This is a genomic window from Brevundimonas sp. LPMIX5 (assembly GCF_003576505.1).
GTDB lineage: Bacteria > Pseudomonadota > Alphaproteobacteria > Caulobacterales > Caulobacteraceae > Brevundimonas > Brevundimonas naejangsanensis.
In genome coordinates this window covers 253,026-275,589 of sequence record NZ_QWTZ01000002.1, presented here as the reverse complement: position 1 = coordinate 275,589, position 22,564 = coordinate 253,026, and the positions used below count along the sequence as shown (strand labels likewise).

Here is a 22,564-nt window from a genome sequence, read left to right as displayed (position 1 = left end):
ATAGGCGGGACTCAGGCCAGATGGAATAGCAGCAGGGCCGCAGGGATGCCGATGACCGAGAATACCGTCGTCGCCGCGATGATCCCGGCCATCAGCGGCGCGTCTCCGCCCATCTGACGCGCCAGCACATAGGCCGAGGCGGCGCCGGGCGCGGCGCCGCACAGCAGGGCGATTCCCTGCGCCAGTTCATCGCCGCCGTACAGGCGCGCCAGCTGCCACATCGCCAGCGGCGTCACGATCATCTTGATCACCACCACGGCGCCGACCGTGACGCGGGTGCGCGCCAGTTCGCGGAAGCTGAGACCCGCGCCCGCCACGATCAGGCCCAGCGGCAGGGCGGCTGATCCGAGCAGTTGCAGCGTCTCGGCCACGCCCGGCGGCTGCGGCGCGCCCGAGACGTTCAGCGCCAGCCCCAGCAGACAGGCCAGCAGGATGGGGTTGGACATCATCGCCCGGAACAGGGCCTTGGGCGAGGCGCCGCGCTGGTCCGCCCCCCACTTGGCCAGGACGATGACGCTCAGGATGTTGCTGACCGGGATCATGGCGGCGATGACCACGGCGGCCAGGCCCACGCCTTCCGGCCCGAAGGTCGCCTGCACGACGGGCAGGAAAACGAAACTGTTCCAGCGGATCATGCCCTGAAACACGCTGGTGTAGGCCGGGCCGCTGAGGGGCAGCAGGGGCTTGGACAGCAGGGTCAGGGTCGAGACGATGATGGATACGGTGACGGCGGCGGCGCCCGCCGCGCCCGCGGCCGATCCCGAGAGGTCCGCATTCCAGATCGCCGGGATCAGGAAGCCGGGATAAAGGACATTGATGGCCAGCTTCTCGATCGGCCGCCAGGCGGCGTCGGGCAGATAGTCCGACTTTTTCAGGCCATAGCCGAGCGCCAGCAGCAGGAAGACCGGCAGGACGCCGGCTAGAATGGCCGCCATCTCAGGGGCGCAGCCGGTCCAGCGCGCCTTGCAGAATCCAGGCGGCGGCGGTGCGGTCCACCACATCGGCGCGGCGCTTGCGGGTCAGGTCCAGCTCGTCGATCAGGAACCGCTCGACCGCCGTTGTCGACAGCCGCTCGTCCTGAAAGGCGACATTGACCGGCCGGAACCGCTCCAGATTACGGGCGAAGGCGCGGCACGACTGGGCGCGCGGCCCCTCGGTCCCGTCCATGTTCAACGGCAGGCCGATGATCAGGGCGGAGACTTTGCGGCCGTCCATGATCTTGAACAGCTGTTCGGCGTCCTGGCTGAACTTGGTCTTGCGGATCAACTCCAGCGGGCTGGCGATGATGCGCCCGGTGTCAGACACGCTGACGCCGATGGTGTTCTCGCCCAGATCCAGACCCAGCCACGGGGTGTTGGGCGGGCAGGCGGCGGACAGTTCGGAAAGGTCAAGGACAGGCACGAGGGCGCGTTAGGCCCAGACGGGGCGCGTGTCAAAGCGCGCGGCCCTTTACCTCCGCTCATCCCGGCGGACGCCGGGACCCAGTGCTTTGGCTTCAAGGCAGAAACCTTGACCGCATTGCGCCATAGTTGCGGACCGGCGTGCGTGTGGCTCTTACTGGGTGCCGGCGTCCGCCGGGATGAGCGGTGAGGGGGAGTGACTCACACGTCGTCATCCCCGACCGGCCCGCCTTCATTCTCCATGTTGCGGATCGAGCGGACTTCCTTGCGGGTGAACTTCAGCCGCACGCCCAGGCCGCCGTCCTCTTCGTTCAGAAACACGGCGCCGCCTTCCTCCAGCGCGGCCTGCAGGCGGCTGCGGGCCTCATCGCCCGGATCGACGTTCTCGCGCTCGAAGTCGGCCAGGATGTCGACCGCCAGCCCCGAAAGGCGGGCCACATGGTCGCGCGGCCATTGCACCAGGGCGCGTGCGGCGCGGGCTTGGGGGCCGGTGATCTTCATGGCGTTGGTCTCCTTGAGGCAGGTCTTCATACTCGCGCCGGGCGCGCTGTCAGGATAGGGGGCCTTTGGTCGCCGTGGTCAAGCTGGACAAAGGGCGGCGCCCGATCCTTGTCGAAGCGGCGTTGAAACGCTAATCCCGCCCCCTCAGACTTTCATGCTTTGGAGGGCCGCATGGCCATCGACGCCGCGACGGTGCGCAAGGTTGCGCATCTCGCCCGCATCAAGACCCCCGAGGACCGCCTGGAGCCGCTGGCCCAGGAGCTGAACGGCATCCTGCAGTGGATCGAACAGCTGGACGAGGTGGACGTGCAGGGCGTCGAGCCGATGACCTCCAACGTGTCTCAACCGCTTCGCCTGCGCGATGACGTGGTGACGGACGGCGACAAGGTCGCCGACGTCCTGTCCAACGCGCCCAAGTCTGCCGACGGCTTCTTCGTCGTGCCCAAGGTCGTGGAGTAAATCATGACCGATCTGACCAAGCTGACGCTCGTCGACGCCGTCGACGGCCTGAAGGCCGGGACTTTCTCGTCGGAAGAGCTGACCCAGGCCTTCCTGACCAATATCGAGGCCGCGAACCCGACGCTGAACGCCTATATCGAACTGACGGCGGACAAGGCGCTGGGACAGGCGCGCGCGTCTGACGCCCGTCTGGCCAAGGGCGAGGGCGGGGCGCTGGAAGGCGCGCCGCTGGGGATCAAGGATCTGTTCTGCACCGAAGGCGTGCAGACGACCGCCGCCTCCAACATGCTGCGCGGCTTCGTGCCGCCGTATGAATCGACCGTCACCGCCAATCTGTGGCGCGACGGGGCGGTCATGCTGGGCAAGCTGAACATGGACGAGTTCGCGATGGGCTCGGCCAATGAAACCTCGGCCTTCGGTCCGGTGAAGAACCCGTGGAAGGCCAAGGGTTCGAACGCCGAGCTGACGCCGGGCGGCTCGTCCGGCGGTTCGGCCTCGGCCGTGGCTTCTGACCTGTGTCTGGCCGCGACGGCCTCGGATACCGGCGGCTCGATCCGCCAGCCCGCCGCCTTCACCGGCACGGTCGGCATCAAGCCGACCTACGGCCGCGCCAGCCGCTTCGGCATGGTGGCCTTCGCCTCGTCGCTGGATCAGGCCGGGCCGATCACCAAGACGGTGAAGGACGCGGCCCTGCTGCTGAAGTCCATGTGCTCGTTTGACGCCAAGGACTCGACCAGCCTCGACGTCCCGACCCCCGACTGGACTCAGTCCGTCGGCCAGTCGGTCAAGGGCCTGCGCATCGGCGTTCCGGCGGAATATCTGATCGACGGCATGTCCGAAGAGATCAAGGCGCTGTGGGAACAGGGCGTCGCCTGGCTGAAGGCCGCCGGTTGCGAGATCGTCGAGATCAGCCTGCCGCACACCAAATACGCGCTGCCGACCTACTACATCGTGGCCCCGGCCGAGGCGTCGTCCAACCTGGCGCGCTATGACGGCATGCGCTTCGGACATCGCGCCGAGGACTTCTCTTCGCTGGACGACCTCTACGCCGCCTCGCGCGCCGAGGGCTTCGGCAAGGAGGTCCAGCGCCGCCTGACCATCGGCGCCTATGTGCTGTCGGCGGGCTTCTATGACGCCTATTACGTCAAGGCGCTGAAGGTGCGTCGCCGCATCGCCGAGGACTTCGACAATGTCTGGGGCAAGGTGGACGCCATCCTGACGCCGTCCACCCCGTCGGCCGCCTTCGCCATCGGCGACAAGCAGATCGACCCGCTGACGATGTATCTGAACGACGTCTTCACGGTGACGACCAACCTGGCCGGTCTGCCGGGCATCTCTGTGCCCGCGGGGCTGAACAGCGAGGGCCTGCCGCTGGGCCTGCAGGTCATCGGCAAGGCCCTGGACGAAGCGACCGTCTTCCAGGTCGCGGGCGCCCTCGAAGACGCGGCGGGCTTCGTCGCCAAGCCGGACCGTTGGTGGTGAGCATGACTGAGAACACCAAACTGATCCAAGGCCGCACGGGCGCTTGGGAAATCGTCATGGGTCTGGAGATCCACGCCCAGGTCGCCTCGAACGCCAAGCTGTTCTCGGGCGCGGCGGTCGGCTTCGGCGCCGGGCCGAACGAGCAGGTGTCGCTGATCGACGCCGGCTTCCCCGGCATGCTGCCGACACTGAACAAGTATTGCGTCGAGCAGGCGGTGAAGTCGGGCCTGGGCCTGCGCGCCCAGATCAACCTGAAGAGCCAGTTCGACCGCAAGAACTACTTCTATCCCGACCTGCCGACCGGCTATCAGATCAGCCAGCTGTATCACCCCATCGTGGGCGAAGGCGTGGTCGAGGTGGAGGCCGAGGACGGCAGCTTCTTCAACGTCGGCATCGAGCGCCTGCACCTGGAACAGGACGCGGGCAAGCTGATCCACGACCTGTCGCCGACTGAATCCTACGTCGACCTGAACCGGGCTGGCACGGCGCTGATGGAGATCGTTTCGCGCCCCGACATCCGCTCGCCGGAAGAGGCGGTCGCCTACGTCAAGAAGATCAGGACCATCCTGATCTACCTCGGCACCTGCGACGGCGACATGGAGAAGGGTAATCTGCGCGCCGACGTGAACGTGTCGGTCTGCCGCGCCGGGAACTACGACAAGTTCAAGGAAACGGGCGACTTCGGCTTCCTGGGGACGCGCTGCGAGATCAAGAACGTCAACAGCTTCCGCTTCATTTCTCAGGCGATCCAGTATGAGGCGCGCCGCCAGATCGAGATCCTCGAAGACGGCGGTTCGATCGTTCAGGAAACGCGCCTGTATGACGCGACGGCGGGTGAGACCCGTTCCATGCGTTCCAAGGAAGAGGCGCAGGACTATCGCTACTTCCCGGACCCTGACCTGCTGCCGCTGGTGCTGGAACAGGCCTGGATCGATGAGATCAAGGCCAGCCTGCCGGAACTGCCGGACGACAAGCGCCGCCGCTTCATGAGCGAATACGGCCTGTCGCAATACGACGCGGGCGTGCTGATCTCGGAACAGGCCAAGGCCGACTATTTCGAGGCCGCCGCGAAAGGCCGCGACGCCAAGCTGGTGTCCAACTGGGTGACGAACGAGGTCTCGGCGCGTCTGGCTGCGGACAGCAAGGACTTCAGCGACAACCCGCTGCCCGCCGCCCACGTGGCCCAACTGGTCGAACTGATCGAGACCAGCGTCATCTCGTCCAAGATCGCCAAGGAGGTCTTCGACCACGTCTGGAGCGGCGAAGGCTCCCCCGCCGAGGTGGTCGAGAAGCACGGCCTGAAGCAGGTCACGGACACCGGCGCCATCGAGAAGGCGGTGGACGAGATCATCGCCGCCAACCCCGACAAGGCCGCCGCCGTCGCCGAGAAACCTCAGGCCATCGGCTGGTTCGTCGGCCAGGTCATGAAGGCCACCGGCGGCAAGGCCAACCCGGCTGCGGTCAACGATATCCTGAAGGCCAAGCTGGGCCTCTGATCCAGCGGCTGATCCTGGGGGCCCTCGCTCCCAGGATCAGCATCCTCGACAGGCTTACAGGCTGTCGACCATCACCAGTTCGGCGTCTTCCTTGGCCGTGATGGTAATCGTCGGTTCGTCCATGATGCCCGCGCCGTCGCGCGCGTTCAGCGTCGTGCCGTTGACATCCACCTGGCCCACGGCGGGCACCAGATAGGCGCGGCGGCCGCTGGCCAGATCATAGGACAGGCTTTCGCCCGCCTTCAGCGTGGCGGCCAGCACCCTGGCGTCGGCGTTGATCGTCAGCGCTTCGTCCGCGGGATCGCCCGAGGCGACGACGGTGAAACGGCCCGAACGGTCGCTCTTGGGAAACTCGCGCTGCCCCCACGACGGCTGGGCGCCCGGCCGATCCGTCTCGATCCAGATCTGGAACAGCGTCGTGAGCTCGTTCTCCATATTGTATTCGGCGTGACGCACGCCGGTCCCGGCGCTCATCACCTGAACGTCGCCCGCCGCGGTGCGGCCGGTGTTGCCCATCGAGTCCTGGTGCGTGATCGCTCCGGTGCGGACATAGGTGATGATTTCCATGTCGGCGTGCGGGTGAGGCGGAAAGCCCGATTGCGCGGCGATCTCATCGTCGTTCCAGACGCGCAGACGCCCCCAGCCCATGCGCTTGGGATCATAGTAGTTGGCGAACGAGAAGTGATGCTTGGCGTTCAGCCAGCCGTGGTTGGCGCCGCCGAGGGTGTTGAAGGGTCTGACGTCGATCATTGTGCGCTCTCCTAGTATGCGCAGCCTGCGCCGCGCCGTTGGAAAACCATATAGGCAACTACAACTGTTACGAAAAGGGGGCGTCGAAACCCGCCTCAGCATTTGCCCGACTCCGCGCGGGGCGCTACAGCCTTCGGCTCTCCCTCCCTTGAGCGCCGAAAGAGCGACGCCATGCACGATATCCGAGCCATTCGCGACAATCCCGAAGCCTTCGTTGCGGGCTGGTCGTCGCGCGGCGTGGATGACGCCGCCGATGTCGTCGCGCGCATTCTGGCGCTGGACGTCGAGCTGCGCGCCGCCCAGACGCGCGGTCAGGACGCCCTGGCCAAGCGCAACGCCGCTTCCAAGGCCATCGGCGCCGCCATGGGCAAGAAGGACATGGCCGAGGCCGACCGCCTGAAGGCCGAGGTCGAAGCCCTCAAGGTCGAAATCGCCGAGGCGGGCGAGGCCGAAGCCGCCAAGGGCGCCGAACTGCGCGACCTGCTGGCCGGGCTGAAGAATCTGGCCGCCGCCGACGTGCCGGACGGCGAGGACGAGAACGACAACGTCGAAGTCCTGAAGTGGGGTGAGCCCCGTACGACGACGGGCTCGGCCAAGGATCACGCCGATCTGGGCGAGGCTCTGGGCCTGCTGGACTTTGAAGCCGCCGCCAAGATGTCCGGCTCGCGCTTCGCCGTGCTGAAGGGCCAACTGGCGCGTCTGGAACGCGCCATCGGCCAGTTCATGCTGGACATGCAGACGGATAAGCACGGGTATCAAGAAGTGAACCCGCCGTATCTCGTCAAGGACGACGCGATGTTCGGCACGGGGCAATTGCCGAAGTTCAAAGATGATCTGTTCAGGGTAGGGGTCGATTGGGAGGAAATCGCGCGCCTGCTGAGCGAACATCCTCATCCGCTTCAACGGACCCAGCATCCGCAACCGCCTAGTGATTTCGAGTTCGTTCTAGAGGTTGGGCGGGCGCATCAGGATAATCGTTGGCTCATCCCGACCGCCGAAGTCTCCCTGACCAACCTCGTGCGCGAGCAGATCCTGTCCGAGGACGAGGTCGCCCAGCCCATGCGCTTGACCGCGCTGACGCCGTGCTTCCGCGCCGAGGCCGGTTCGGCGGGGCGCGATACGCGCGGCCTGATCCGCCAGCACCAGTTCTCCAAGGTCGAGATGGTCTCCATCTGCCGCCCGGAGGATTCCGAGGCCGAGCATGAGCGCATGACCGGTTGCGCCGAGGCGGTGCTGCAGGCGCTGGAACTGCCCTATCGCAAGGTGCTGCTGTGCAAGGGCGACATGGGCTTCTCGGCGCAGAAGACCTACGACCTCGAGGTCTGGCTGCCCAGCCAGAACACCTATCGCGAGATCAGCTCCTGCTCGAACTGCGGCGACTTCCAGGCCCGGCGCATGGACGCCCGGTTCAAGCGCGCGGGCGAGAAGAAGACCGAGTATCTGCACACCCTGAACGGCTCGGGTCTGGCTGTCGGCCGCACCCTGGTCGCGGTGATGGAAAACTATCAGCAGGAGGACGGGACCATCGCGGTTCCGGCCGCCCTGCAGCCCTATATGGGCGGGTTGAAAGTCGTCGGAGGCGCTGCATGAACCCTTCTCCCCTCGGGGGAGAAGGTGGCGTGCGGAGCACGACGGTTGAGGGGGCGGCGTCCGCGCTCTCGACGCTCCGTTTCTTGAAACCTACCCCTCATCCGAGCGCCTGCAGCGCCCACCTTCTCCCCCAAGGGGAGAAGGCATACGAGTACGACGCATGAGAATCCTCCTCACCAACGACGACGGCATCGAGGCCGAGGGCCTGGCCTGCCTCGAGAAGATCGCCCGCACCCTGTCGGACGATGTCTGGGTCGTTGCGCCCCAGACTGAGCAGTCGGCCAAGGGGCGGGGCATCACTCTGACCGAGCCGCTGCGGGTCAATAAGCTGGGCGACAAGCGGTTCGCTGTGACCGGCACGCCGACCGACTGCGTTATCCTGGCCGTTAACGACATCATGCCCGAACGGCCTGATCTGGTGCTGTCGGGCGTCAACCGCGGCCACAACGTGGGCGAGGACGTCAGCTATTCCGGCACGGTGGCCGGCGCGCTTCAGGGCATGGCCTTCGGCATCCGCTCCATCGCCCTGTCGCAGTCGCTGGAGCGTTTCCACGATGACGTGGTGGCGCACTGGGAAACGGCCGAAGCTTTCGGCCCCGGTATCGTCGCCCGCCTGCTGGAGCAGAAATGGGGGGAGGGCGTGGTCATGAACGTCAACTTCCCGCGTCTGCCGCCGGAACTGGTCAAGTCGGTGGAGGTGACGCGCCAGGGCTTCCGCGATATCGGCGAGATGCACGCCATCCGCCGCACCGATCTGCGCGGCCGTGACTACTACTGGATGGCCTTCCGCGGCGCGCCGCAGGAGCACGCCGACGGCACCGATCTGCGCGCGATGGACGAGGGCCGCATCTCGGTCACGCCGCTGCACATCGACCTGACGCACATGCAGTCGGTCAACGACCTGAAGAAGGTGCTGGGCGGCGCCCCGCCCAAGGGGCCCCAGGAAAAATGAGTCTCAGGGACGACCGCGCGGGCCGCTTGATCCTGTCGCTGCGGCGTCAGGGGGTGACGGACGCGCGGGTGCTCAAGGCGATGGAATCCATCGACCGCGCCGTCTTTGTCCACGAAAAATTCCTCGATCAGGCGTGGGAGGATCAGGCCCTGCCGATCGACTGCGCCCAGACGATCAGCCAGCCCTATATTGTCGGCCTGATGACCCAGGCGCTGGACGTCCAGCCGCGCCACCGCGTGCTCGAGATCGGCACCGGCAGCGGCTATCAGTGCGCGGTGCTCAGCCGCATGGCGCGCTTCGTCTATTCGGTCGAGCGTTACAAGAGCCTCTTAACCGAGGCCGAGAACCGGTTGAAAATCCTCGGCATCGACAATGTCTTTACCCGCCACGGCGACGGCGGTCAGGGCTGGCCGGAACAGGCGCCGTTCGACCGCATCATGGTGACGGCGGCCTCGCCGCACGAGCCCACGGAGCTGCTGAAACAACTGAAGCCGGGCGGTATTCTTGTCGCCCCGGTCGGCCGCACCTCAGTGCAGATGCTGAACCGCTACACCGGCCAACCGGACGGCAGCTTTCAGCGTGAAAGCCTGTGCGAGGTCCGCTTCGTTCCCCTGGTCGAAGGGACGGCGAAAGAGGGCTAGGGGCGAAATCTCACCGCTCCATTAACCTTTCCGCCCCACTTTTGCGCGGGTTAGCGGGTTGGATTCTCCGACGGGTCGGGGCAAACCGACGGGCATGGTTAATACGGAGAGACGCATGAGCGGCTTTACAGGCTGGATCAGGGCGGCGGCGGTCGTCGGCGGGGCGCTGGCGGTCACGGCGTGTTCGACCTATCCGAGCGAGCCGCGCTATTCGACCCGGCCGACGACGCCGGGCGGCTATCCGCAACAGCCGGGCCAGCAGCCGGGCGCCTATCCGAACAATCCCTATTATCAGGGCCAACCGGCTCAGCCGCAGCAGCCCGCACAGCCGCCGATCGAAGAAGGGCCGCGCGCTCCGGCGGGCAATATCGAGGGCGGCGGCCTGCCGCCTCCGGGCGGACCTGCTTATCCCTCGACGGGCGCGCCGATCACGGTGACGCCGCCTCCCGCTGCCGGCAATCCCGGAATGCCGGGCGCCACCTATGTCATCCAGCCGGGCGACACCATTTCCGGCGTCGGCCGCCGTTTCCGCACGCCGGTGCAGATTCTGATCGACCTGAACGGTCTGGGACCGCGCGGCGCCATCAGCTCAGGTCAACGCATCATCCTGCCGGACAGCGCCGTGGACGGGGGCTCCGATCCCTACGCCACCGGACCGTCGCCGGTCGGGGTCAGGACGCCGAACAACGGCATGGCTCCGCCGCCGCCTCCGCCGCCCAGCGGGAACGCACCCCTGCCGCCGCCGACCCGCGCGCCTGCCGCCACGGCGCCGGTCGCGCCTTCGGCTCCAGTCGGCCAGCCGTTGGCCCTGCAGTGGCCGGTGCGCGGCGACATCCTGCGTCGCTTCGGCCCGGTCGGCATGGGCGAGCGCAATAACGGCATCAACATCGGCGCCTCGGCGGGAACCGAGGTCAAGGCTTCGGCCGACGGAACCGTGGCCTATGTCGGCGATGATATCGTGGGGCAGGGGCTGACGGTCCTGATCGTTCACCGCGACGGCTGGCGCACGGTCTACGGCCATCTGGGCTCGGCCACCGTGCGCGACGGAGCGCAGGTGCGGGCGGGACAGGCGATCGGCACCGTGGGCCTGACCGCCGGCGACGGCCGCCCATCCATCCACTATGAAGTGCGTCAGATGCGCGGCGATGATCCGGTCGCGCTGGACCCGTTGACGGTCCTGCCGCGCTGATGACGTGAAAAGAGGCGTCCGGGCGGCTGCGTCCGGACGTTCTTGTCATCAGGTCGCGTTGCAAAACGGCCCGGCGCACCCTAGTTTCCGCGCCTTGATTTCGAAGGGCCCCCAATGAAGGCGCGGCCCGCGTCGGGGAGTTTCCTAATGACTGCAGCCCAAGACGGCGGCCTGATGGCCCTGTTTATCAACATCGCCCCGATCCTGGCGATCTTCGTCCTGTTCTACTTCCTGATGATCCGTCCGCAACAAAAGCGGATGAAGGCCCATCAGGCCCTGATCGCCGGCGTGAAGCGCGGCGATGAAGTCGTCCTGTCCAACGGCATGGTCGGCAAGGTCACCCGCGTCGAGGACGCCGAGGCCATGGTCGAGATCTCGCAGGGCGTGAACGTCCGCGTGGTCAAGGCGATGATCGCCGAGGTGCGCAACCGCACCGCCATCGCCGCCAACGACAAGGGCTGATAGCCTCGCCTCGGCGCGGCGCGCGCCGGCCCTGAAGAGAACCGAGACATGATTCAGCTTTCACGCTGGAAGATCACCCTGGTCGCGCTATCGCTCGTCCTCGGGTTGTTCCTGGCCTACCCAAGCGTGCTGTCGCCGGCGCAGCGCGAGGCTCTGCCGAACTGGCTGCCGAGCAACGGCCTGAACCTGGGCCTGGACCTGCAGGGGGGCTCATACCTCCTGCTGGAGGTCGATGTGCCCGAGATGCGCGAAAAGCGCGTCTCCAACCTGATGGAAGACGTTCGGGTTTCCCTGCGGGAAGACCAGGTCAATATCGTCGGCATGCAGCGCGAACCGGGCGGGGTGGTCGTCACCGTCGCCGAGGGCGCGGCCTATGACACGGCCTTCAACACCCTGCGCACCATGGCTCAACAGGGCATGGGCGCGACCGGTCAGCCCGACCGCGTGGCGACCAAACTTGGCGGGGGCCGTATCCGTTACGCCTTCACCGAGGCCGCCCTGAACAGCATGGGAGCCACCGCGGTCGATCAGTCGATCGAGGTCGTGCGCCGTCGTCTGGACAGCTCGGGCACCAAGGAAATCGCCATCACACGTCAGGGCGCCGACCGCATCGTCGTCCAGGCGCCGGGTCAGAGCGATCCGGCCGAGCTGGAGCGTCTGGTTGGCCGCACGGCCCAGCTGACCTTCCAGATGGTGGACACCTCGCCTACGGGTCTGAACGACGCCATGGCTGGCCGCGTGCCGCCGGACGCAGAACTTCTGACAGACGATCAGGGCACGCCTTATCTGGTCAAGAAGCGCATCCTGGTGTCGGGTGAAAATCTGACCCGCGCGGGCGTCGGCTCGGATCAGAACCAGCGTCCCGCCATCGACTTCCAGTTCGACGGCCAGGGCGCCCGCCGCTTCGCCGAGGCGACCGCTCAGAACCTGGGTAAGCCTTTCGCCATCATCCTGGACGGCAAGGTGATCTCGGCCCCGACCATCCAATCGGCCATCACTGGCGGCAGCGGCCAGATCACCGGCAGCTTCACGATCGCCTCGGCGTCGGAACTGGTGAACCTGCTGAACGGCGGCGCCCTTCCGGCCCCGCTGAACGTCGAGGAACGCCGCGTCGTCACCGCCGAACTGGGCGCCGACGCCGTGGCCGCAGGCGCCCTGTCGACCGCGCTGGGCTTCGTCGTCATCGTGGTCTTCATGATCCTGGCATACGGCTTCCTGTTCGGCGGAATCTCGGTGATCGGTCTAATCCTGAACGGGATCCTGATCGTCGCGGCCATGTCGCTGACCCAGGCGACGCTGACCCTGCCGGGCATCGCCGGTCTGATCCTGACCTTCGCCGTGGCGGTCGACGCCAACGTGCTGATCTATGAGCGGATGCGTGACGAGGCGCGCCAGGGGCGGTCGGTCGTGGCCTCGATGGATGCAGGCTTCAGCCGCGCCATGGGCACCATCATCGACGCCAACCTGACCACTCTTGTGGCGGCCATCATCATGTTCATGTTCGGCGCAGGCCCCGTTCGGGGCTTTGCCTGGACCCTGACCATCGGCGTCTTCACCTCCGTCTTCTCTTCGGTGCTGACGGCCCAAGTCCTGCTCGGCTACTGGCTCAAGATCGCCAAGCCGAAGAAACTGCCGATCGCGGAGTAATGACGATGAACGGTTGGCCTCTTATCAAACTGCTGCCGCACAAGACGAACTTTCATTTCGTCAAATACGCCAAGGGTTTCGCCATCCTGTCGGCGATCCTGACAGTGGCGGCGATCATCGGCTGCTTTTATCCGGGTCTGAATCTGGGCATCGACTTCCGGGGCGGCGCCTCGATGGAAGTCGCCAAGCCCGCCGGTCAGGTGCTGGAACTGGACAAGCTGCGCGGCGCGGTCAGCGGACTGGATCTGGGCGACGTCCAGGTGCAGGGCATCGCGCGTCGTGACACCAATGTGGACGACGGCTCGACCGCCATCGTGCGCTTCCAGGTGCCCTCGGACCAGGACCAGTCTGCTGTCGTCGAGAAGGTGGAAACCGCCATCAGCGACGCTGTCGGCCAGGTCGGCTATTCCGGCGTCAGCGTGGTCGGCTCCAAGGTCTCGGGCGAACTGCTGACCAACGGCGTCCTGGCCCTCGTCGTGGCAGTGGTGCTGATGTTCCTCTACATCGCCTTCCGCTTCCCGTGGCAGTTCGGCATCGGCGCCGTGGCGGGGTTGCTGCACGACGTGGCCCTGACCTTCGGCCTGATCGTCGCCCTGCGCATGGAGTTCAGCCTGAACCTGGTCGCGGCCCTGCTGACGGTCATCGGCTATTCGATGAACGACACCGTCGTCGTCTTCGACCGCCTGCGCGAAAATCTGCGGAAGTATAAGGTCATGCCGCTGCGTGAAGTCATCGACCTGTCGATCAACGAGACCCTGTCGCGGACCATCATCACCGGCGTGACGACCGTGATCGTTCTGATCGTCCTGGCCGTTTTCGGCGGCGAGGCCCTGCGCGGTTTCTCCATCACCCTGGCCTTCGGCGTGATCATCGGCACCTTCTCGTCCATCTATGTGGGCGCGCCGATCATCCTGCTGTGGGGCGTGGACCGCAGCGGCGGTGGCAAGGCCGACGCCACGCCGGTGAAGCTGGGCATGGCCAGCAGGCCCTAATCAGCGTCGACGGCTCCAGATCACGGCCCGTCTTCCGCAGGGAAGGCGGGCCGTGTGCATTCCGGACTTGATGCCGCCGCCTCAATGGCCGAAGGGCGGTCGCCATGACTGTTGATCTTGACGCCCAGGTTCGCGCCGCCGACCTCGACCGCTGGCTGACCAGCCGCTTCGTGGCGGACGAACAGGCGCGCGCCGACCTGATCGCCTTGTACGCCTTCGAGGCGGAGTTGATGGCCATTCCCACGCGCGTGACCCAGCCGCTGTTGGCCGAGATGCGCTACGCCTGGTGGTCCGAACAGATGGACGGCGTCTTCTCTGACGCGCCGCGTCTGGGCCATCCCGTGCTGGAGGCGCTGATGGCGGCGGTTGCGCGTCACGGTCTGGAGCGCGCTACGTTCGACGCCCTGATCGAGGCCCACATCGGCCGCGTGCATGGCGAGCCGCACGATCTGGAGGCCTTCTACGTCGGGCCGATGCAGGCGGCGGTGCGGATTCTGGCAGGGGAGGGGCATGAAGCTGCGGCCGCTGCCGCTGGTCGCGTGCGCGCACTGGCCCAGACCGGACAGGTCGATCAGGCGAGTGCGGCCCGTCCCGAAGCCAATAAAGCCCTGCGAACTCTGCCTGCCGCCGCTTTCCCGGCCGTGGCTTCCGCCGCCCTGATCAAGCCGGACGTACCAGAGCCCTTCAAGCGACTGCGCCTGTTCTGGGCGGTGCTGAGGGGCCGGATCTGAACGGCGCTTTAGGCGTGCCTGTATATTAGTTATTGCTAATTTAGAATCATGACATATATCCGTGCCATGATTGATCTTGAACGTGTCGGATTGGAGCGGTTTCAGGCCAGCGCGGGCGACGCCTCGCGACTGCTGAAGGCGTTGTCCAATGAGCACCGCCTGATGATCCTTTGCCAGATCGGCGACGGCGAACGCCAGGTCGCCGACCTTCAGGTCGGCCTGTCGCAATCGGCCCTTTCCCAACATCTGGCGCGGCTTCGCAAGGACGGTCTGGTCAGCGCGCGCAAGAGCGGCGCCGCCGTCTTCTATCGGATCGCCGACCCTGCCGCCCTGAAGGTGATCGCCGTCCTGGCCGAGATTTTCTGCCCGCCTGAGGCGCATTGAGCGTCGCGGCTTCCTGAAAGATTTTCTGATGAACCCGCTGGTTTCCCTTTCCCCCGCCGATGTCGCCGCTCGCCTGAAGGCGGGCGCGGCCGTGCTGATCGACGTGCGCGAGCCTGATGAACATGCGCGCGAACACATCGCGGGAGCCGTGACGGCGCCCCTGTCCGCTTTTGAAAGCGCTGATCTCAACCTCAAGCCCGGCAAGGACGTCATCTTCATGTGCCGCAGCGGCAACCGCACGGCCGGCAACTGCGATAGACTGGCCGCCCGCATCGATGGGCCGTCCCACGTTCTGGCGGGCGGTCTGGACGCCTGGAAGAAGGCGGGCCTGCCGGTCGTGGCCGACCGCAAACAGCCGCTGGAGTTGATGCGTCAGGTGCAGATGGCGGCGGGCGGACTGATCCTGCTGGGCGGGGCGCTGGGCGTCATGGTCCATCCCGGCTTCTGGGGCGTCAGCGCCTTTGTCGGGGCGGGCCTGTTCGTGGCCGGCGCGACCGGCTTCTGCGGCATGGCGCGGCTGCTGGCGGTCATGCCCTGGAACCGTCGGATGAAGCGGGCCTAGAGCGAAATCGGTTTAGTTGGACGCAAGTCCAACTAAACTCAGATGTTCGCTCCAGATATTTCTGGACCATTGTTCTGGGTTCAGTCGATTCCGACTGAACTGAAAATGGTTTAAGCTTCGACCGTCGCGATCAGGCGGGCGAGCAGGGCGCCCAGCGCGGCTTGCTCTTCGCGCGACAGGTCGGCCAGCATGGCCTGACTTTCCGCCATGTGCAGCGGCATCATGGCCTCGATCAGATCGAAGCCCTTGGGCGTCAGCTTGACCAGTGAGGCGCGGCGGTCGCCGGGGTGCGGCGTGCGCTCGATCAGGCCGGACTTCTGCAACCGGTCCAGCCGCGCCGTCATGCCGCCGGACGACATCATCGTCGCCTCATAAAGCGCGGTGGGCGTCAGCCCCTCGGACGAGGGCGCACGGCGCAGCGTCGCCAGAACATCGAACTCGCCATGCTGCAGACCGTAGCGCGCATACAGCGGCGCCTGCCGCTCGCGCGTGACCAGAATCGAGGCCTCATGCAGACGCCCCAGCGTCTCCATAGCCAGCAGGTCCAGGTCTGGGCGCGCAACGGCCCATTGGGCGGCGGCGCGGGCGGCGCGATCGGTCATTGTCTTGACATCAAGATACTCGATGGAGAGATACTATCGCCTCTCGCAGTCGGAGTCACCTCGGATGGATCAGTCGAACGCCTCGCCGCCGTCGCGCGGCGCGGGCCTGTTGTTGATCGCGGCCATCTTCGCCCTGGCGCTGAACCTGCGTCCGGCGATGGCGGCCGTCGGGCCGCTGCTCGACCTGATCGAGGCGACGACGGGCATGGATTCGACCACGGCCAGCCTGCTGACGACCCTGCCGGTGGCGATGATCGGCGTCGGAGCCCTGTCGATCCGGCCGTTGCGGCGCCGTCTGGGCGAGCGGATGGGCATTCTGCTCGGCGCCGTTCTCATCGCTCTGGCCTGTCTGGCCCGCTGGCCGTTCAGCAGCGCCGGCGGCCTGATCCTCAGCGCCGTGGTGGTCGGCGTCGGCGTGGCCCTCATTCAGGCCCTGGCGCCCGTCGTCATCAAGCGCGCATTTCCGGCGCGGTTCGGCACGGTGATGGGCGTCTATACGACCGGCATCATGGGCGGCGCGGCCGTGGCGGCGGCGACGGCGGCGGGTTTCGCCGAGGCGTTCGGCTGGGCCGTGGCGCTGGCGCTCTGGTCGGTTCCGGCCCTTGTGGCGGCCGTCGTCTGGATGATCGCCTCGCGCACCCCGCCCGCCGAAGAGCCGAACCGCCTCGCCGTGGCCGAAGGAACCGACCCCGAGCTCCCGTTCTGGAAACAGCCCCGCGCCTGGGCGCTGATCCCCATTCTGGGGCTGGGCACCTCGGCCTACACGCTCGTGCTGGCCTGGTTGCCGCCCTACTATGTCGACATGGGGCAGGCGAGGGCGACGGCGGGCTTCCTGCTCAGCGGCATGACGGGCGCCGAGGTGCTGGCGGGCGTGCTGGTGTCGCTGTTCATCGCGCGCTTTCCCGACCGGCGCGGGCCGATGCTGCTGGCCGTCGCCCTGGCCCTGATCGGTCTGGCCGGACTGGTGCTGACGCCGGTTAGTCTGGCGGTCCCGGTCATGCTGCTGCTGGGTCTGGGGATCGGCGCCGTCTTTCCCCTGACCCTGATCCTGGCGATGGACCAGATTGACGATCCGGTCCGCTCCGGCGACCTGCTCGCCTTCGTTCAGGGCGGCGGCTACATCATCGCCAGCCTGTCGCCGCTGGCGGCCGGGCTGCTGCGCGACCGCCTGTCGGATCTCAGTCAGGCGTGGATGCTGATGGGGCTGGGTCTTCTGGTCATGGCCGCAATCACCCTGACCTTCCGCCCCGGCGGCGCCAAGCTGCGTTAGGCCGCCGCGTCGCGCCAGGCTTTCAGCGCCTCGATGGCGCGGAGGCTCTGCAGGCGCTTCTTGGCGCGGCCGCGCTCCTTGGGATGGATGCGCTTGCCGTCCTCATCGACCTTGGGCGCCTCCAGCGGCGGCAGCAGGCCGTAGTTGATATTCATCGGCTGGAACTTCGAGCCTTCCATGTGCCCGCCGGTGATGTGTTCGACCAGGGCGCCCATCGCCGTTTCCGGCGGCGGCGGGGTCAGATCGCGGCCCAGCGCCTGGGCGGCGGCCAGTCGTCCGGTGAGCAGACCCATCGACGCGCTCTCGACATAGCCCTCGACCCCCGTCACCTGACCGGCGAAGCGCAGGCGAGGCAGAGCCTTCAGCCGCATCTGCTTGTCCAGCAACCTGGGGCTGTTCAGGAAGGTGTTGCGGTGCAGACCGCCCAGACGCGCGAACTGGGCGTTCTCAAGCCCGGGAATCATGCGGAAGACGTCGGTCTGGGCACCGTATTTCAGCTTGGTCTGAAAGCCGACCATGTTGAACAGGGTCCCCAGCGCATTGTCCTGACGCAGTTGCACGATGGCGTAGGGCTTGACCGTCGGATTGTGCTGGTTGGTCAGGCCGACCGGCTTCATCGGGCCGTGACGCAGGGTCTCGCGGCCGCGCTCGGCCATGACTTCGATCGGCAGGCAGCCGTCGAAATAGGGCACGTCCTCCCATTCCTTGAAGTCAGCCTTGGGGCCGTCCAGAAGGGCGTCGATGAAGGCCTCGTACTGGGCCTTGTCCATCGGACAGTTCACGTAAGCCGCCTTGTCGCCGCTGGGGCCTTCCTTGTCATAGCGCGACTGGCGCCAGGCCACATCGAAGTCGATGCTGTCGGTGTGAATGATCGGCGCGATGGCGTCGAAGAAGCTGAGGGACTCTTCGCCCGTCACCTTCAGAATGGCTTCGGCCAGGGCGGGCGAGGTCAGCGGCCCGGTGGCGACGATCACATTGTCCCAGCCTTCCGGCGGAATGCCCGCGATCTCTTCGCGCACGATGGTCACCAGCGGGTGCGCTTCCAGCTTGGCCGTCACCGCGTCCGAAAAGGCGACGCGATCAACCGCCAGGGCGCCGCCTGCCGGCACCTGATTGGCGTCGCCGCAGGCCATGATCAGGCTGTCCAGAGCCCGCATCTCGGCGTGCAACAGGCCAACGGCGTTGAACTCCCAGTCGTCCGAGCGGAAGGAGTTTGAGCAGACCAGTTCGGCCAGGCCCGTCGTGTGGTGGGCGTCGGTGCGCACCTGTTCCGGCTCGTCCCGGCGCATTTCGTGCAGGATGACGGGCACGCCCGCCTGGGCGATCTGCCAGGTCGCTTCGGAACCGGCGAGACCTCCGCCAATGACATGCACAGGAGCGGGGGCGGGGCGGGGAGCGGGAGACGCGTTCGACATGGCGGCCTTCTAGCCGCGCGACGCGGTCCTGTCATGCGGCGCCTGTCGTGGTCGGCGCTGTCGCACGGGCGGCGGCTGCGTTAAGCTGACCGGGAATCGAGGAGCCAGCATGAGTTTCAACGCCACCGAATCCGCCTTCGAGGGCTTCCGTCTGGCCCGGCGGGCGCCGCTCGCCATCCTGGCCTGGGCGGGCGCCTATGTCGCCTTCTTCGTGGTGTTCTTCGCTGTAGCGGGTGGGAACCTCATCAACATCATCAGCCTGGCCGAACAGGTCGAGCAGAACCCGTCGCCGTCGATGAGCGACCTGTCCACGCTGGGTCAGGCCTACGGCGCCATGATGGGGCTGGCCTTGCCTCTGTCTCTGTTGTTCAGCGCCGTGCTCGCTACGGCGGTCGCGCGCTCGGTCATCCGGCCGCAGGACAAGCGTTTCGGCTATCTGCGTCTCGGCCGGGATGAACTGCGAGTCCTTGGGGCCACCCTGTTGGTCGCGGTGCTGATGTTTTTCGTCACCATGGGCGGCGCCTTGATCGTCGGTCTTTTCGCGGGTCTCGCTGCCGGTACAGGTGCGTCCTGGCTGGTTCTCCCGGCTGTGCTGGGAGGTCTGGCGCTTGTGGCGGTCGCCATCTGGCTGGCCGTGCGCCTCAGCCTGGTCGTGCCGATGACCTTCGCCGAGGAGAAGATCGCCATCAAGGAAAGCTGGGCCATGACCAAGGGCCGTTTCTGGCCTCTGTTGGGCATGGCGATCCTGGCTGGGGTCATGTCTATTCTGGTGGGGCTTCTGGGCTCCATCATCATCGCCCCGCTGAATATGATCTTCGGCGGCCTGAACAGCCTGATCGGAGCCGAGACGACCAATGTCGTCGCGCTTCTGGCGCGGTTCTGGCCGGCCCTGCTGATCTGGGGCGTGGTCAACGCCCTGCTGTCGGCGGCGCAGGCGGCCATCATCTACGCCCCGTTCTCGTCGGCTTATCTCGGCCTGAAGGACGAGCGGCGGGCCTGATCACAGGCCATCCCTGAATTAGAAAGGCCGCGCTCCGGCAAGGGGCGCGGCCTTCCTCATAGGGCTCAGGCGCTCTTGCGGGCCTTGGCGCGTTTGGCGGGCGCAGGCTCAGCGGTCAGGGCGGCGACGCGGCCCTTGCGACGCTTCTCGTGCCGGTCCAGCACTTCCTTCAGATAGCGGCCGGTCCAGCTCGCGGGGTTCTCGGCGACCTGTTCCGGCGTGCCGACGGCGACGATCTCGCCCCCGCCGTCGCCGCCTTCAGGGCCGAAGTCCAGCAGGTGGTCGGCCACCTTGATGACGTCGAGATTGTGCTCGATCACCACGATGGTGTTTCCGTTCTCGACCAGTTCCTGCAGCACCTCCAGCAGCTTGCGCGTGTCCTCGAAGTGCAGCCCGGTCGTCGGCTCGTCCAAGATGTAGAGCGTCTTGCCCGTCGCCCGCTTGGACAGTTCCTTCGACAGCTTGACCCGCTGGGCTTCGCCGCCGGACAGGGTGGTGGCGGGCTGGCCGACCTTGACGTAGCCGAGGCCTACGCGCTCCAGCGTCAGCATCTTGTCCCGGATCGACGGCACGGCGGTGAAGAAGCGCGCAGCCTCTTCAACCGTCATATCCAGAACATCCGATATGCTCTTGCCTTTGAAGACGATTTCCAGCGTCTCGCGGTTGTAACGCTTGCCCTTGCAGACGTCGCAGGTGACGTAGACGTCGGGCAGGAAGTGCATCTCGATCTTGATGACGCCGTCGCCCTGACAGGCCTCGCAGCGGCCGCCCTTGACGTTGAAGCTGAAGCGGCCGGGGCCGTAGCCGCGCGCCTTGGCCTCGGGCAGGCCCGCATACCAGTCGCGGATCGGGCCGAAGGCGCCGGTATAGGTCGCTGGGTTCGAGCGCGGGGTGCGGCCGATCGGCGATTGGTCGATGTCGATGACCTTGTCGAAATGCTCCAGCCCCTCGATCCGGTCGAACGGGGCGGGGGCGTCGGACGCATTGTTCAGACGCCGCGCGGCGGCCTTGTAGAGAGTCTCGATGGTGAAGGTCGACTTGCCGCCGCCCGATACGCCGGTGATGCAGGTGAAGACGCCGACCGGGATCTCGCCCGTGACGTTCTTCAGGTTGTTGCCCGTCGCGCCCGAGACCTTCAGCATCCGCTTGCGGTTGATGGGGCGGCGGCCTTCGGGCGGCAGTTCGATCTCGCGCGCGCCGGTCAGATACTGGCCGGTCAGGGAGTTGGGGTTGGCCATGACCTCAGCGGGCGTGCCCTCGGCGCAGACCGTACCGCCGTGGACCCCGGCGGCCGGACCCATGTCGATGACGTAGTCGGCCGTCAGGATGGCCTCTTCATCGTGCTCGACCACCAGGACCGAGTTGCCGAGGTCGCGCAGCCCCTTGAGGCTGTCCAGCAGGCGGGTGTTGTCGCGCTGGTGCAGGCCGATGGACGGTTCGTCCAGAACATAGAGGACGCCGGTCAGGCCCGATCCGATCTGCGACGCTAGGCGGATGCGCTGGCTCTCGCCGCCCGACAGGGTGCCGGATGAGCGCGACAGATTCAGATAGTCCAGCCCGACATTGTTCAGAAAGCGCAGCCGGTCGGTAATTTCCTTGAGGATGCGCCGGGCGATCTCGATCTGCTTTTCGGTCAGGGCGTCTTCCAGCGTCGAAAACCACAGGAAGGCCTTCGAGATCGACAGGTTGGAGATGTCGGCGATGTCCTCGCCGCCGACCTTGACCGCCAGAGCCTCAGGCTTCAGGCGCTTGCCGCCGCAGACCTCGCACGGCGTTTCGGACTGATAGCGGCCCAGTTCCTCGCGCACCCAGGCGCTGTCGGTCTCGCGCCAGCGCCGCTCAAGGTTCGGCAGCACGCCCTCGAACGGTTTCGAGACCTCGTATTTGCGGGCGTTGTCGTCATAGACGAACTTGATCTTGTCGCCGCCCGAGCCGCGCAGGATGACGGCCTGCGCCTTCTCCGGCAGGTCGCGCCAAGTCTTGTCCATCGAGAATCCGTAGTGCAGGGCCAGCGATTGCAGCGTCTGCGTATAGAGCGGCGAGGGACCCCGCGCCCACGGCGCCACCGCGCCCTTGTGCAGGGTCTTGTCGCGGTCAGGGATCACCAAGTCGGCGTCGAAGGCCAGCTTGACCCCCAGTCCATCACAGGCTGGGCAGGCGCCGAAGGGGTTGTTGAACGAGAACAGCCTCGGCTCGATCTCGCTGATGGTGAAACCCGAGACAGGGCAGGCGAACTTCTCGGAAAAAACGATCCGACGCGGCTCTTCGCCTTCGGGCGAATTCGCCCATTCCGCCGTGGCGATGCCGTCGGCCAGACCCAGGGCTGTCTGGATGCTGTCGGCGTAGCGGCCCTCAAGACCTTCTTTGGTTACAATGCGGTCCACGACGATATCAATGTCGTGCTTGAACTTCTTGTCGAGCGCGGGCGCGTCCTCGATGGCGTAGAACTCGCCATCGATCTTCAGCCGCTGGAAGCCCTGACGCTGCCACTCGGCCATTTCCTTCTTGTACTCGCCCTTGCGGCCGCGAACGACCGGCGCCAACAGCAGGATGCGCTCGCCGTCGGGCAGGGCGGTCAGCTTGTCGACCATCTGGCTGACGGTCTGGCTCTCGATCGGCAGGCCGGTGGCCGGCGAATAGGGAATGCCCACGCGCGCCCAGAGCAGACGCATGTAGTCGTGGATTTCGGTGACGGTGCCGACCGTCGAGCGCGGGTTCTTCGACGTGGTCTTCTGTTCGATGGAGATGGCCGGGGACAGGCCCTCGATCAGGTCCACGTCCGGCTTGCCCATCAGCTCCAGGAACTGGCGCGCATAGGCCGACAGGCTCTCGACATAGCGACGCTGGCCCTCGGCATAGATGGTGTCGAACGCCAGCGAGGATTTGCCCGACCCCGACAGGCCGGTCATGACCACCAGCTGCTCGCGCGGAATGTCGAGATCGACGCCCTTGAGGTTATGCTCGCGGGCGCCGCGAACGCGAATGAAGTTATGCTTTTCGGTCATGGAATCCGGGAACGCGGAAGACCCCGGAACGGTC

Annotated in this window: 22 protein-coding genes; 15 read left to right on the top strand and 7 right to left on the bottom strand. The window is 66.4% G+C overall.

What is annotated here, in order from left to right; genetic code table 11:
• Window positions 1-11 precede the first annotated feature (11 nt).
• From D1604_RS02345 to D1604_RS02335, 3 genes are all read right to left on the bottom strand, one after another.
• Entirely contained in the window at window positions 12-935 is a 924-nt protein-coding gene (locus D1604_RS02345; protein WP_119412024.1) for an AEC family transporter, read from the bottom strand.
• Between the two features lies 1 nt (window position 936).
• Window positions 937-1,401 (bottom strand): Holliday junction resolvase RuvX, encoded by a 465-nt coding sequence (gene ruvX, locus D1604_RS02340; protein WP_119412023.1) that lies wholly within the window; start codon window positions 1,399-1,401, stop codon window positions 937-939.
• Between the two features lie 200 nt (window positions 1,402-1,601).
• The gene (locus D1604_RS02335) at window positions 1,602-1,931 is read right to left on the bottom strand and encodes a DNA-binding protein (RefSeq protein WP_233551818.1); all 330 of its coding nucleotides are present in this window, start codon (window positions 1,929-1,931) and stop codon (window positions 1,602-1,604) included.
• A 141-nt stretch (window positions 1,932-2,072) separates the two neighbouring features.
• Here D1604_RS02335 and gatC point away from each other — a divergent pair, with 141 nt between their 5' ends.
• Genes gatC through gatB form a run of 3 tightly spaced genes read left to right on the top strand, consistent with a single transcriptional unit; the run spans window position 2,073 to window position 5,338 of the window.
• A complete protein-coding gene (gene gatC, locus D1604_RS02330) occupies window positions 2,073-2,360 on the top strand; it encodes an Asp-tRNA(Asn)/Glu-tRNA(Gln) amidotransferase subunit GatC (protein ID WP_003167060.1) in 288 nt (95 codons plus the stop codon).
• 3 nt (window positions 2,361-2,363) lie between these two features.
• On the top strand, window positions 2,364-3,842 hold the full coding sequence (gene gatA, locus D1604_RS02325; protein ID WP_119412022.1) for an Asp-tRNA(Asn)/Glu-tRNA(Gln) amidotransferase subunit GatA: 1,479 nt from the start codon (window positions 2,364-2,366) through the stop codon (window positions 3,840-3,842).
• 2 nt (window positions 3,843-3,844) lie between these two features.
• Window positions 3,845-5,338: an Asp-tRNA(Asn)/Glu-tRNA(Gln) amidotransferase subunit GatB gene (gene gatB / locus D1604_RS02320; protein WP_119412421.1), complete on the top strand. Its 1,494-nt coding sequence runs from the start codon at window positions 3,845-3,847 to the stop codon at window positions 5,336-5,338.
• Window positions 5,339-5,392: 54 nt separating this feature from the next.
• On the opposite strand, the gene D1604_RS02315 is transcribed toward gatB, so the two are convergent.
• Window positions 5,393-6,088, bottom strand: coding sequence for a pirin family protein (locus tag D1604_RS02315; RefSeq protein ID WP_119412021.1), 696 nt, complete (start codon window positions 6,086-6,088; stop codon window positions 5,393-5,395).
• A gap of 171 nt (window positions 6,089-6,259) precedes the next feature.
• Here D1604_RS02315 and serS point away from each other — a divergent pair, with 171 nt between their 5' ends.
• From serS to D1604_RS02265, 10 genes are all read left to right on the top strand, one after another.
• Window positions 6,260-7,678, top strand: coding sequence for a serine--tRNA ligase (serS, locus tag D1604_RS02310; protein ID WP_119412020.1), 1,419 nt, complete (start codon window positions 6,260-6,262; stop codon window positions 7,676-7,678).
• A 160-nt stretch (window positions 7,679-7,838) separates the two neighbouring features.
• Window positions 7,839-8,630: a 5'/3'-nucleotidase SurE gene (gene surE / locus D1604_RS02305; protein WP_024352747.1), complete on the top strand. Its 792-nt coding sequence runs from the start codon at window positions 7,839-7,841 to the stop codon at window positions 8,628-8,630.
• Complete coding sequence (locus D1604_RS02300; protein ID WP_119412019.1) at window positions 8,627-9,271, top strand: protein-L-isoaspartate(D-aspartate) O-methyltransferase; 645 nt, start codon at window positions 8,627-8,629, stop codon at window positions 9,269-9,271. Before surE ends, D1604_RS02300 begins: the two co-directional genes overlap by 4 nt.
• A gap of 115 nt (window positions 9,272-9,386) precedes the next feature.
• Window positions 9,387-10,460: a peptidoglycan DD-metalloendopeptidase family protein gene (locus D1604_RS02295; RefSeq protein ID WP_119412018.1), complete on the top strand. Its 1,074-nt coding sequence runs from the start codon at window positions 9,387-9,389 to the stop codon at window positions 10,458-10,460.
• A 147-nt stretch (window positions 10,461-10,607) separates the two neighbouring features.
• Window positions 10,608-10,922, top strand: coding sequence for a preprotein translocase subunit YajC (yajC, locus tag D1604_RS02290; protein WP_029673113.1), 315 nt, complete (start codon window positions 10,608-10,610; stop codon window positions 10,920-10,922).
• 48 nt (window positions 10,923-10,970) lie between these two features.
• Complete coding sequence (gene secD / locus D1604_RS02285; protein ID WP_119412017.1) at window positions 10,971-12,569, top strand: protein translocase subunit SecD; 1,599 nt, start codon at window positions 10,971-10,973, stop codon at window positions 12,567-12,569.
• A complete protein-coding gene (gene secF / locus D1604_RS02280; RefSeq protein WP_024352751.1) occupies window positions 12,569-13,561 on the top strand; it encodes a protein translocase subunit SecF in 993 nt (330 codons plus the stop codon). Before secD ends, secF begins: the two co-directional genes overlap by 1 nt.
• 104 nt (window positions 13,562-13,665) lie before the next feature.
• On the top strand, window positions 13,666-14,292 hold the full coding sequence (locus D1604_RS02275; RefSeq protein WP_119412016.1) for a squalene/phytoene synthase family protein: 627 nt from the start codon (window positions 13,666-13,668) through the stop codon (window positions 14,290-14,292).
• 66 nt (window positions 14,293-14,358) lie between these two features.
• Window positions 14,359-14,676 (top strand): ArsR/SmtB family transcription factor, encoded by a 318-nt coding sequence (locus D1604_RS02270; RefSeq protein WP_119412015.1) that lies wholly within the window; start codon window positions 14,359-14,361, stop codon window positions 14,674-14,676.
• Between the two features lie 28 nt (window positions 14,677-14,704).
• Window positions 14,705-15,238, top strand: a complete 534-nt coding sequence (locus D1604_RS02265) for a rhodanese family protein (protein ID WP_119412014.1) — start codon at window positions 14,705-14,707, stop codon at window positions 15,236-15,238.
• A gap of 110 nt (window positions 15,239-15,348) precedes the next feature.
• Here the strand turns inward: D1604_RS02265 and D1604_RS02260 are convergent, their stop codons facing one another.
• Window positions 15,349-15,840, bottom strand: coding sequence for a MarR family winged helix-turn-helix transcriptional regulator (locus D1604_RS02260; RefSeq protein ID WP_119412013.1), 492 nt, complete (start codon window positions 15,838-15,840; stop codon window positions 15,349-15,351).
• Between the two features lie 64 nt (window positions 15,841-15,904).
• On the opposite strand from D1604_RS02260, the gene D1604_RS02255 reads away from it, so the two are divergent.
• Window positions 15,905-17,110 carry an MFS transporter gene (locus D1604_RS02255; protein ID WP_119412012.1) on the top strand — a complete coding sequence of 402 codons (1,206 nt, stop codon included), beginning with the start codon at window positions 15,905-15,907 and terminating at the stop codon, window positions 17,108-17,110.
• Here D1604_RS02255 and trmFO read toward each other — a convergent pair.
• Entirely contained in the window at window positions 17,107-18,525 is a 1,419-nt protein-coding gene (gene trmFO / locus D1604_RS02250; protein WP_119412011.1) for a methylenetetrahydrofolate--tRNA-(uracil(54)-C(5))-methyltransferase (FADH(2)-oxidizing) TrmFO, read from the bottom strand. The two genes, D1604_RS02255 and trmFO, sit on opposite strands and share 4 nt — an antisense overlap.
• Window positions 18,526-18,634: 109 nt before the next feature.
• On the opposite strand from trmFO, the gene D1604_RS02245 reads away from it, so the two are divergent.
• Window positions 18,635-19,525 carry a glycerophosphoryl diester phosphodiesterase membrane domain-containing protein gene (locus D1604_RS02245; protein ID WP_119412010.1) on the top strand — a complete coding sequence of 297 codons (891 nt, stop codon included), beginning with the start codon at window positions 18,635-18,637 and terminating at the stop codon, window positions 19,523-19,525.
• Window positions 19,526-19,590: 65 nt separating this feature from the next.
• On the opposite strand, the gene uvrA is transcribed toward D1604_RS02245, so the two are convergent.
• Complete coding sequence (gene uvrA, locus D1604_RS02240) at window positions 19,591-22,530, bottom strand: excinuclease ABC subunit UvrA (RefSeq protein ID WP_119412009.1); 2,940 nt, start codon at window positions 22,528-22,530, stop codon at window positions 19,591-19,593.
• Window positions 22,531-22,564 lie beyond the last annotated feature (34 nt).

Excerpts from the sequence above, each read along its gene's own strand:
- gatA (WP_119412022.1), top strand. The coding sequence starts at position 2,364 with ATGACCGATCTGACCAAGCTGACGCTCGTCGACGCCGTCGACGGCCTG.
- D1604_RS02265 (WP_119412014.1), top strand. The coding sequence starts at position 14,705 with ATGAACCCGCTGGTTTCCCTTTCCCCCGCCGATGTCGCCGCTCGCCTG.
- D1604_RS02245 (WP_119412010.1), top strand. The coding sequence starts at position 18,635 with ATGAGTTTCAACGCCACCGAATCCGCCTTCGAGGGCTTCCGTCTGGCC.
- gatC (WP_003167060.1), top strand. The coding sequence starts at position 2,073 with ATGGCCATCGACGCCGCGACGGTGCGCAAGGTTGCGCATCTCGCCCGC.
- yajC (WP_029673113.1), top strand. The coding sequence starts at position 10,608 with ATGACTGCAGCCCAAGACGGCGGCCTGATGGCCCTGTTTATCAACATC.
- D1604_RS02275 (WP_119412016.1), top strand. The coding sequence starts at position 13,666 with ATGACTGTTGATCTTGACGCCCAGGTTCGCGCCGCCGACCTCGACCGC.
- serS (WP_119412020.1), top strand. The coding sequence starts at position 6,260 with ATGCACGATATCCGAGCCATTCGCGACAATCCCGAAGCCTTCGTTGCG.
- D1604_RS02260 (WP_119412013.1), bottom strand. The coding sequence starts at position 15,840 with ATGACCGATCGCGCCGCCCGCGCCGCCGCCCAATGGGCCGTTGCGCGC.
- D1604_RS02345 (WP_119412024.1), bottom strand. The coding sequence starts at position 935 with ATGGCGGCCATTCTAGCCGGCGTCCTGCCGGTCTTCCTGCTGCTGGCG.
- secD (WP_119412017.1), top strand. The coding sequence starts at position 10,971 with ATGATTCAGCTTTCACGCTGGAAGATCACCCTGGTCGCGCTATCGCTC.
- gatB (WP_119412421.1), top strand. The coding sequence starts at position 3,845 with ATGACTGAGAACACCAAACTGATCCAAGGCCGCACGGGCGCTTGGGAA.
- trmFO (WP_119412011.1), bottom strand. The coding sequence starts at position 18,525 with ATGTCGAACGCGTCTCCCGCTCCCCGCCCCGCCCCCGCTCCTGTGCAT.
- D1604_RS02315 (WP_119412021.1), bottom strand. The coding sequence starts at position 6,088 with ATGATCGACGTCAGACCCTTCAACACCCTCGGCGGCGCCAACCACGGC.
- D1604_RS02255 (WP_119412012.1), top strand. The coding sequence starts at position 15,905 with ATGGATCAGTCGAACGCCTCGCCGCCGTCGCGCGGCGCGGGCCTGTTG.
- D1604_RS02295 (WP_119412018.1), top strand. The coding sequence starts at position 9,387 with ATGAGCGGCTTTACAGGCTGGATCAGGGCGGCGGCGGTCGTCGGCGGG.
- uvrA (WP_119412009.1), bottom strand. The coding sequence starts at position 22,530 with ATGACCGAAAAGCATAACTTCATTCGCGTTCGCGGCGCCCGCGAGCAT.
- D1604_RS02335 (WP_233551818.1), bottom strand. The coding sequence starts at position 1,931 with ATGAAGACCTGCCTCAAGGAGACCAACGCCATGAAGATCACCGGCCCC.
- D1604_RS02270 (WP_119412015.1), top strand. The coding sequence starts at position 14,359 with ATGATTGATCTTGAACGTGTCGGATTGGAGCGGTTTCAGGCCAGCGCG.
- secF (WP_024352751.1), top strand. The coding sequence starts at position 12,569 with ATGACGATGAACGGTTGGCCTCTTATCAAACTGCTGCCGCACAAGACG.
- surE (WP_024352747.1), top strand. The coding sequence starts at position 7,839 with ATGAGAATCCTCCTCACCAACGACGACGGCATCGAGGCCGAGGGCCTG.
- D1604_RS02300 (WP_119412019.1), top strand. The coding sequence starts at position 8,627 with ATGAGTCTCAGGGACGACCGCGCGGGCCGCTTGATCCTGTCGCTGCGG.